The following is a 6,723-nucleotide window of genomic DNA, read 5'->3' as shown; positions in this document are numbered from 1 at the left end:
GCGCCGCAGGACCTCGCGCGGTTCGACGTCGCGCCGCAGGACCTCGTGCGGTTCGACGTCGCGGGGCTAGAGAGTGGCGATGAAGGACCGGACGTCGTCGTGGCGCGGGAGGAGGTTCGTCTCGAGGGCCTCGGCGAGGGAGGGGGCGTCGCGGTCCTTGTCCGACAGGAGCACGGACAAGGGGGCGCCGTTGCGGCCGTGGGTCGGCCAGGTGATGCCGAGGGCCGGGTCCAGGGGGTTGATGCCGTGCTCGCCCGCCGGGGCGTAGGGCGCGGAGCACAGGTACGTCACGACCGAGCCGTCCTGGAGGGAGAGGAATGCGTGGCCCAGGCCCTCCGAGAGGAAGACCGCCTCACGGGACTCGTCGTCGAGCAGCACGGAGTCCCACGCGCCGAACGTCGGCGAGCCGACGCGCAGGTCGACCACGACGTCGAGCACCGCGCCGTTCACGCAGGTCACGTACTTGGCCTGGCCGGGTGGGACGTCGGCGAAGTGGACGCCGCGCAGCACGCCCGCCGCCGACACCGACAGGTTCGCCTGGCGCAGGTCGAACCGACGGCCGGTCAGCTCCTCGAGCTCGGCGGCGCGGAACCACTCGAGGAACGACCCGCGCGAGTCGCCGAACACGCGCTGCGTGACGCGGTACGCGCCCTCGACGGCCAACGGCTCCCAGCTCATACCCGCTCCTCGCTCTCGGCGAGCACCTGCGAGGCGGCGGCCGCCCAGCGCTCGCGCCAGTCCCGGATCGGCGCGATGCCGACCTCGGTCAGTCTGCGGTGCCCGAGCACCGAGTACGCGGGCCGGGGTGCCGGGCGCACGAGGGCCTGCGAGGTCGTCGGCGCGACGATCCCCGGGTCCAGGCCGGCCGCGCCCACGACCGCCTGCGCGAACTCGTGCCACGTCGCCTGCCCGGAGGACGTCGCGTGGTACGTCCCGGCGGGCGCACCCGTGGCGACGAGCCGCACCACGACCTCCGCGACGTCGACGGTCCACGTCGGCTGGCCGTGCTGGTCGTCGACGACGTCGAGCGCCCCACGCTGCAGCGCGACGCGCGCGATGGTCTTCGGGAAGCACGCGCCGTGCGCGCCGTACAGCCACGCGGTGCGTACGACGAGGTGGTCGCCGCCGGCCGCCGCCACGGCCTCCTCCCCCGCAGCCTTGGTCCGGCCGTACGCGCTGCGGGGAGTGGTGGGCGCGTCCTCGTCGTACGGGGTCGTGGCCTGGCCGTCGAACACGTAGTCGGTGGAGATCTGCACGAGCCGGGCGCCGGCGTCGGCCGCGGCGCGCGCGAGGTTGCCCGCACCGGTCGCGTTGACGGCGTAGGCCTCGTCCTCGTGCGTCTCGGCGTCGTCGACCGCCGTGTAGGCCGCGCAGTTCACGACGACGTCCGCGCCCGCGAGCGCGGCGGCGCACGACTGCGGCGACAGCAGGTCCACGTCCGCGCGCCCGAGCGCGACGACCTCCTCGTCGAGCCGGCCCAGACGTGCCACGACGTCCGTGCCGAGCATCCCAGCGGCCCCGACGACCACCCAGCGCATGCTGCCCCGTTTCTCCGTTTTCGCCCGGTGACCCGGGTCGGGAGCACTCTAGGGCTGGTTAGGCTCGCCGCATGCGGCTTCTGGTCACCGGTGGCGCCGGTTTCATCGGCGCGAACTTCGTCCTGCACACCGTGCGTTCACGTCCCGACGTGCAGGTCACGGTGCTCGACAAGCTCACGTACGCGGGCGACGTGCGCTCGCTGGCGCCCGTCGCCGACGCGGTCGAGGTGGTGCAGGGCGACATCGCGGACGCGGCGCTCGTCGACCGGCTCGTCGGCGCCGCCGACGCGGTCGTGCACTTCGCGGCCGAGTCCCACAACGACAACTCGCTGTCCGACCCGTGGCCGTTCGTCCAGACGAACCTCGTGGGCACGTACACGCTGCTCGAGGCGGTCCGCCGCCACGGCGCGCGCTACCACCACATCTCGACCGACGAGGTCTACGGCGACCTGGAGCTCGACGACCCCGCCCGGTTCACCGAGACCACGCCCTACAGCCCGTCCTCGCCGTACTCGTCCACCAAGGCGGGCTCGGACCTGCTGGTGCGCGCGTGGGTGCGCTCGTTCGGCGTGCAGGCCACGATCTCGAACTGCTCGAACAACTACGGCCCGTACCAGCACGTCGAGAAGTTCATCCCGCGCCAGATCACCAACCTGATCGACGGGGTGCGCCCCAAGCTCTACGGCGCGGGGGCGAACGTGCGCGACTGGATCCACGTCGAGGACCACAACGCCGCGGTGTGGCGGATCCTCGAGGACGGCCGGATCGGGCAGACGTACCTCATCGGCGCGGACGGCGAGCAGAGCAACCTCGAGGTCGTGCGCACGCTGCTGGAGATCTTCGGGCGCGACGCCGACGACTTCGACCACGTGACCGACCGCCCCGGGCACGACCTGCGCTACGCGATCGACTCGACGCTGCTGCGTACCGAGCTCGGCTGGGCGCCTCGCTTCACCGACTTCCGCGCGGGGCTCGAGGCGACCGTCGACTGGTACCGCGGCAACGAGGACTGGTGGCGTCCCGCGAAGGCGACGGTCGAGGCGGCGTACGCGGCCACGGGCCAGGCCTGACCGACGCCCGTCCCCCCGCGTCCACGGCTGAGGCCTCCCGGCCGGGACACGACGAGGCCGGGCCCGCGTGCGTGGCGAGCCCGGCCTGGGTCGTGGGCGACCGGTCAGATGACCAGGAGCGAGAAGGACCCCTTGCCGTAGCCGGTGACGGTCATCGTCAGGTCGGTGCGGCGCACGTACGCGAGCACCCAGGCGGCGATGTCGTTGGGCAGCGGGTCGCCCGGCTGGTACACGCGGTCGAGCCGCGCGTGCGGCGCACGCTCGTCGTTCAGCAGCGCGGCGGTGACGTTGAGGACCTCGCTCGCGTTCTCGACGAGCGTCGTCGACAGCGCCTCGAGCTCGGCCGCCTCCGCGGACAGCCGCGCGGGCATGAGCCCGAGCGCGGCGCCCAGGTGCGCGGCGAGCGGCACGTCGAGCAGCGTGAGCGCGACCAGGTTGTACAGGCGGTCCACGTACACGCCGACGAGCGCACCCGCCGCCGGGTCGACCATCCTGCCGCCGGTCTCGACGACGATCTCGCGGCCGACGAGGCCCTCGTACAGCTCACGGACCTGCTTGGCGTTCGGCAGGGGCGTCTCGGCGCTCATGCCAGCACCGGGTCGATGACCTCCCGGAAGGACTCCGGGGTGAACGGCTTGGCGATGAGGAACAGGGCACCGGCCGCCTCGGCGGTCGCCCGCATCTCGGGCGAGCCCTCCGAGGTCACGAACCCGAACGGCGTCTGGTAGCCCGCGTTGCGCAGCGTGCGCAGGAGCTCGATGCCCGTCATGTTGGGCATGTTCCAGTCGGACAGGACGACGTCCGGCTCCTCGGCCTTGACCGCCGCGAACGCCTCGGCGCCGTCGGACGCCTCACGCACGTCCCAGTCGTAGCCGGCCTGCCGCAGGGTGCGGATGACGATCTGCCGCATGACACGCGAGTCGTCGGCCACGACGACGCTGATGCTCATCGGTTTCCTCCAGTGGTGGTGAGGGAGTCAGGCGCGGCGAACCACACGTCGACGACGAGCAGGCGTCCTCGCCAGGACAGGGGCAGGTGCTGCACGCGGATCGCACCGCCGAGCGTCGGGACCTGCGTCCCGACCTGCGGCAGACCGAGCGTGCCGGGGTTCGGCAGGAGCGACTTCAGGTTGCCGCCGACGACGTTGGCGATCTCGCCGAACGCGTCCTCGAGGTCCTCGCGGGACACCTCGTCGTCGTCGGGCAGGCCGAGCAGCGCCCGCGCGAGATCCTCGGCGGTGGTGTGGCCGGTCACCAGGACGGCGCGGCCGGACCACTCGCCGTGCAGGTCGACCCACGCGACGACGGGCTCGGGCAGCTCGGGCAGCTCGCCCTCCCAGGGCAGGAGCTGGCCGAGGTCGCCGTCGACCATCGCGGCGAACACCTCCTGCGCGATGGCGTGGACCTGGTCGTGGTCGACGGACGTGACGGTCATGCGGTCTCCTCGAGAGCGACGAGGCCGAGCAGGTCGAGCTTGTCGCGGATCGCGTCAGGGGTGAAGGGCTTGATCAGGTACTCGTGCGCCCCCGCGGCGAGCGCGCGGACGATCTGCCCGTGCTCGCTCTCCGTGGTGACCATCATGAGCGTGATGGCGCGCCACGCGGGGTTCGCGCGGACCTCGGTGACGAAGGTCAGCCCGTCCATGACGGGCATGTTCCAGTCGATGCAGCAGAGGTCCACGCGCTCGCCGGCCTCGAGGTGGTCGAGCGCGGCGCGTCCGTGCTCGGCCTGGATGGTCTCGAAGCCGAGCTTCTCCAGCGCTCCCGACACGATCCTGCGCATCGTGCGCGAGTCGTCGATCACGAGTGCTCTCATCGGACGGTTCCTCCGGGGGCGATGGGGCGGGTCGAGGCGGCCAGGGCCGTCGCCGGCCGGGGGCTGTAGCCGGACGGCAGCGACGCACCGTCCGTCCCCGTCGCGGCGAGCGGGCTGTACTGCGTGGGCAGCGCACTCGCCGGGGGTGAGGCGAGCGGGCGGTAGACGGAGGTGCGTTCGATCGTCACGCGCTCCCAGCCGTCGTGGAGGCCGAGGGTCGTCTCGGCGGCACCCAGGACGAGCACTCCGTCGGGCCGCAGCACGCGCAGGACCCGGTCGAGGATGCCGCGCTTGGTGGGCGTGTCGAAGTAGATGAGGACGTTGCGCAGGAACACCACGTCGAACTGCCCCGCGGGAGGCACGTCGAGCAGGTTGTGCGCGCGGAAGGTGACCATGCGCCGCAACGACTCGGCGACCTCCCACTCGGTGCCGACGCGCCGCAGGTGCTGCACGAGCATCTGCGCGGGCATGCCGCGGTTGATCTCGAGCTGCGAGTAACGCCCCGCGCGGGCCCGCGCCAGCACCTGCTCGGACAGGTCGGTCGCGATGATCTCCGCGCTCATGCTCGCGGGCAGGTCGTCGCTCAGGCACATCGCGAGCGAGTACGGCTCCTGGCCGGTCGAGCACGCGGCCGACCAGACCCGCAGGCGGCCGACGCCACCGCGGGCGGCGACGAGGCGCGGCAGCTCGTGACGACGCAGCGCCTGGTAGGGCGCGCCGTCCCGGAACCAGGACGTCTCGTTCGTCGTCATGGCCTCGACGACCGCGGTGGCGGCGGGCGACGACGGCTGCGCGCGCAGCTGCGCGACGTACGCGTCGACGTCCAGGCCGGCCTCGCGGGCGAGCGGCAGGAGGCGTGACTCGACGAGGTACTCCTTGCCGGGTGCGAGCTGGATGGCGGAACGTCGCGCGACGAGGTCGGCGACGAACGCGAAGGACTCGGGTGCCAGGCTCATGCGGCGGCTCCCCCTGTCTGCAGCGCACGCTCGACGGCGGGGGCCACCTCGGTGATGGGCAGCACCTGGTGTGCGAACCCTGCGCCGGCGACCGCGCCGGGCATGCCCCAGACGACGCTCGTCGGCTCGTCCTGGACGATCACGGTGCCGCCTGCGTCGACGACCTCCGAGCACGCCGTGCGGCCGTCCGAGCCCATGCCGGTCAGGACGACGGCGACGAGGTCACCACCGACCGCACGCACGGCGGAACGGAACAGCACGTCGACCGCGGGCCGGCAGTAGTTCACCGGTGGGCCGTCGGTCAGCACGGTCTCGAGACGCGGGCCCGCGCGACGCACCTCGAGGTGCCGGTCGCCGGGGGCGATGTACACGTGCCCGCGCTGGAGGATCTCGCCGCCGGCGGCCTCGACGACGGTCGCCGGGCCGAGCCGGTCGAGCCGGGTCGCGAGCTGACGGGTGAAGACGGGCGGCATGTGCTGCACGACGAGCACGGGCACGCTGGGCGGCGCGGTCAGGCCGGACAGGACGCGCGAGAGGGCCTCGGGGCCGCCGGTCGACGAGCCGACGACGACGAGCCTGCTGGCGTGCGGCTGGGGAGCGGGGCGCAGCGTGACCGCGCGCCGCGGCGCTGCGACGGGCGCGGCGGCGACCGGGCGGCCTGCCGTCGAGGGCACGCCCCCGGCCAGGCCCGGCACGGGCACGAGCGAGCGCAGGCGCGGGACGAGCTCGTCGGCGACGCGCGCGATCGACTCCTGGACGCTGCCGACGTTCGAGGGCTTCGCGACGTAGTCGGTGGCCCCCGCGGCGAGCGCGTCGAGAGTCGCCGCCGCTCCGCGCTCGGTGAGCGTGGAGAACATGATGATGGGCATCTTGTGCCCGGCCGCGCGCAGCGCCCGGACCGCCTCGATGCCGTTCATCTCCGGCATCTCGACGTCCATCGTGACGGCGTCGGGTCGCAGCTGGGCGACCTTCGCCTGTGCGAGCCGCCCGTTGGCGGCGACTCCCACGACCTCGACGCCGGGCGCCTGGGAGAGCGCGTCGGAGACGAGACGGCGCACGACGACGGAGTCGTCGACGACGAGGACGCGGATGACACCCATCAGAACGTGAACCCTTCGACGCGGTCGCGCAGCGCGACGGAGGCGGTGGCGAGGTCGTCGACCTGGGCGCCGACGTCGTTGAGGACGTGCGACTGCCGGTCGGCGGCGGTCGCGACCCCGACGATGTTGGTGGCGATCTCGCCCGAGCCCGTCGCGGCCTCGGCGACGCCGCGCGAGATCTCGTTCATCGTCGCGGTCTGCTCCTCGACGGCCGACGCGATGGTCAGCTGGTAGTCGTTGATGTG

Annotated in this window: 9 protein-coding genes and 1 pseudogene; 1 reads left to right on the top strand and 9 read right to left on the bottom strand. The window is 73.0% G+C overall.

The window, feature by feature from the left end; genetic code table 11:
- Positions 1–66: 66 nt before the first annotated feature.
- Complete coding sequence (locus tag CPE01_RS16120) at positions 67–678, bottom strand: dTDP-4-dehydrorhamnose 3,5-epimerase family protein (protein ID WP_146807827.1); 612 nt, start codon at positions 676–678, stop codon at positions 67–69.
- Positions 675–1,538: a dTDP-4-dehydrorhamnose reductase gene (rfbD, locus tag CPE01_RS16115; protein ID WP_146807826.1), complete on the bottom strand. Its 864-nt coding sequence runs from the start codon at positions 1,536–1,538 to the stop codon at positions 675–677. The genes CPE01_RS16120 and rfbD overlap by 4 nt, the downstream gene beginning before the upstream one ends.
- A 71-nt stretch (positions 1,539–1,609) precedes the next feature.
- On the opposite strand from rfbD, the gene rfbB reads away from it, so the two are divergent.
- On the top strand, positions 1,610–2,608 hold the full coding sequence (rfbB, locus tag CPE01_RS16110) for a dTDP-glucose 4,6-dehydratase (protein ID WP_146807825.1): 999 nt from the start codon (positions 1,610–1,612) through the stop codon (positions 2,606–2,608).
- Positions 2,609–2,712: 104 nt separating this feature from the next.
- Here the strand turns inward: rfbB and CPE01_RS16105 are convergent, their stop codons facing one another.
- From CPE01_RS16105 to CPE01_RS16075, 7 genes and pseudogenes are all read right to left on the bottom strand, one after another.
- A complete protein-coding gene (locus tag CPE01_RS16105) occupies positions 2,713–3,195 on the bottom strand; it encodes a hypothetical protein (RefSeq protein ID WP_146807824.1) in 483 nt (160 codons plus the stop codon).
- Positions 3,192–3,557, bottom strand: coding sequence for a response regulator (locus CPE01_RS16100; protein ID WP_146807823.1), 366 nt, complete (start codon positions 3,555–3,557; stop codon positions 3,192–3,194). Before CPE01_RS16100 ends, CPE01_RS16105 begins: the two co-directional genes overlap by 4 nt.
- Positions 3,554–4,042 carry a chemotaxis protein CheX gene (locus CPE01_RS16095; RefSeq protein WP_146807822.1) on the bottom strand — a complete coding sequence of 163 codons (489 nt, stop codon included), beginning with the start codon at positions 4,040–4,042 and terminating at the stop codon, positions 3,554–3,556. Before CPE01_RS16095 ends, CPE01_RS16100 begins: the two co-directional genes overlap by 4 nt.
- Entirely contained in the window at positions 4,039–4,422 is a 384-nt protein-coding gene (locus CPE01_RS16090; RefSeq protein ID WP_146807821.1) for a response regulator, read from the bottom strand. Before CPE01_RS16090 ends, CPE01_RS16095 begins: the two co-directional genes overlap by 4 nt.
- Entirely contained in the window at positions 4,419–5,378 is a 960-nt protein-coding gene (locus CPE01_RS16085; protein ID WP_146807820.1) for a CheR family methyltransferase, read from the bottom strand. The genes CPE01_RS16090 and CPE01_RS16085 overlap by 4 nt, the downstream gene beginning before the upstream one ends.
- A complete protein-coding gene (cheB, locus tag CPE01_RS16080) occupies positions 5,375–6,478 on the bottom strand; it encodes a chemotaxis-specific protein-glutamate methyltransferase CheB (protein WP_146807819.1) in 1,104 nt (367 codons plus the stop codon). Before cheB ends, CPE01_RS16085 begins: the two co-directional genes overlap by 4 nt.
- Positions 6,478–6,723 (bottom strand): annotated as a pseudogene (locus CPE01_RS16075) (methyl-accepting chemotaxis protein); the annotation flags it as partial. The pseudogene CPE01_RS16075 and the gene cheB, both read right to left, overlap by 1 nt.

The sequence above is a fragment of the Cellulomonas persica genome, assembly GCF_007989825.1.
Classification (GTDB): domain Bacteria; phylum Actinomycetota; class Actinomycetes; order Actinomycetales; family Cellulomonadaceae; genus Cellulomonas; species Cellulomonas persica.
This window is presented reverse-complemented; position numbering and strand designations above follow the sequence as displayed.

Coding starts and splice junctions, on each gene's coding strand:
- CPE01_RS16090 (WP_146807821.1), bottom strand. CDS start 4,422: ATGAGAGCACTCGTGATCGACGACTCGCGCACGATGCGCAGGATCGTG.
- CPE01_RS16100 (WP_146807823.1), bottom strand. CDS start 3,557: ATGAGCATCAGCGTCGTCGTGGCCGACGACTCGCGTGTCATGCGGCAG.
- cheB (WP_146807819.1), bottom strand. CDS start 6,478: ATGGGTGTCATCCGCGTCCTCGTCGTCGACGACTCCGTCGTCGTGCGC.
- CPE01_RS16105 (WP_146807824.1), bottom strand. CDS start 3,195: ATGAGCGCCGAGACGCCCCTGCCGAACGCCAAGCAGGTCCGTGAGCTG.
- CPE01_RS16120 (WP_146807827.1), bottom strand. CDS start 678: ATGAGCTGGGAGCCGTTGGCCGTCGAGGGCGCGTACCGCGTCACGCAG.
- CPE01_RS16095 (WP_146807822.1), bottom strand. CDS start 4,042: ATGACCGTCACGTCCGTCGACCACGACCAGGTCCACGCCATCGCGCAG.
- rfbD (WP_146807826.1), bottom strand. CDS start 1,538: ATGCGCTGGGTGGTCGTCGGGGCCGCTGGGATGCTCGGCACGGACGTC.
- rfbB (WP_146807825.1), top strand. CDS start 1,610: ATGCGGCTTCTGGTCACCGGTGGCGCCGGTTTCATCGGCGCGAACTTC.
- CPE01_RS16085 (WP_146807820.1), bottom strand. CDS start 5,378: ATGAGCCTGGCACCCGAGTCCTTCGCGTTCGTCGCCGACCTCGTCGCG.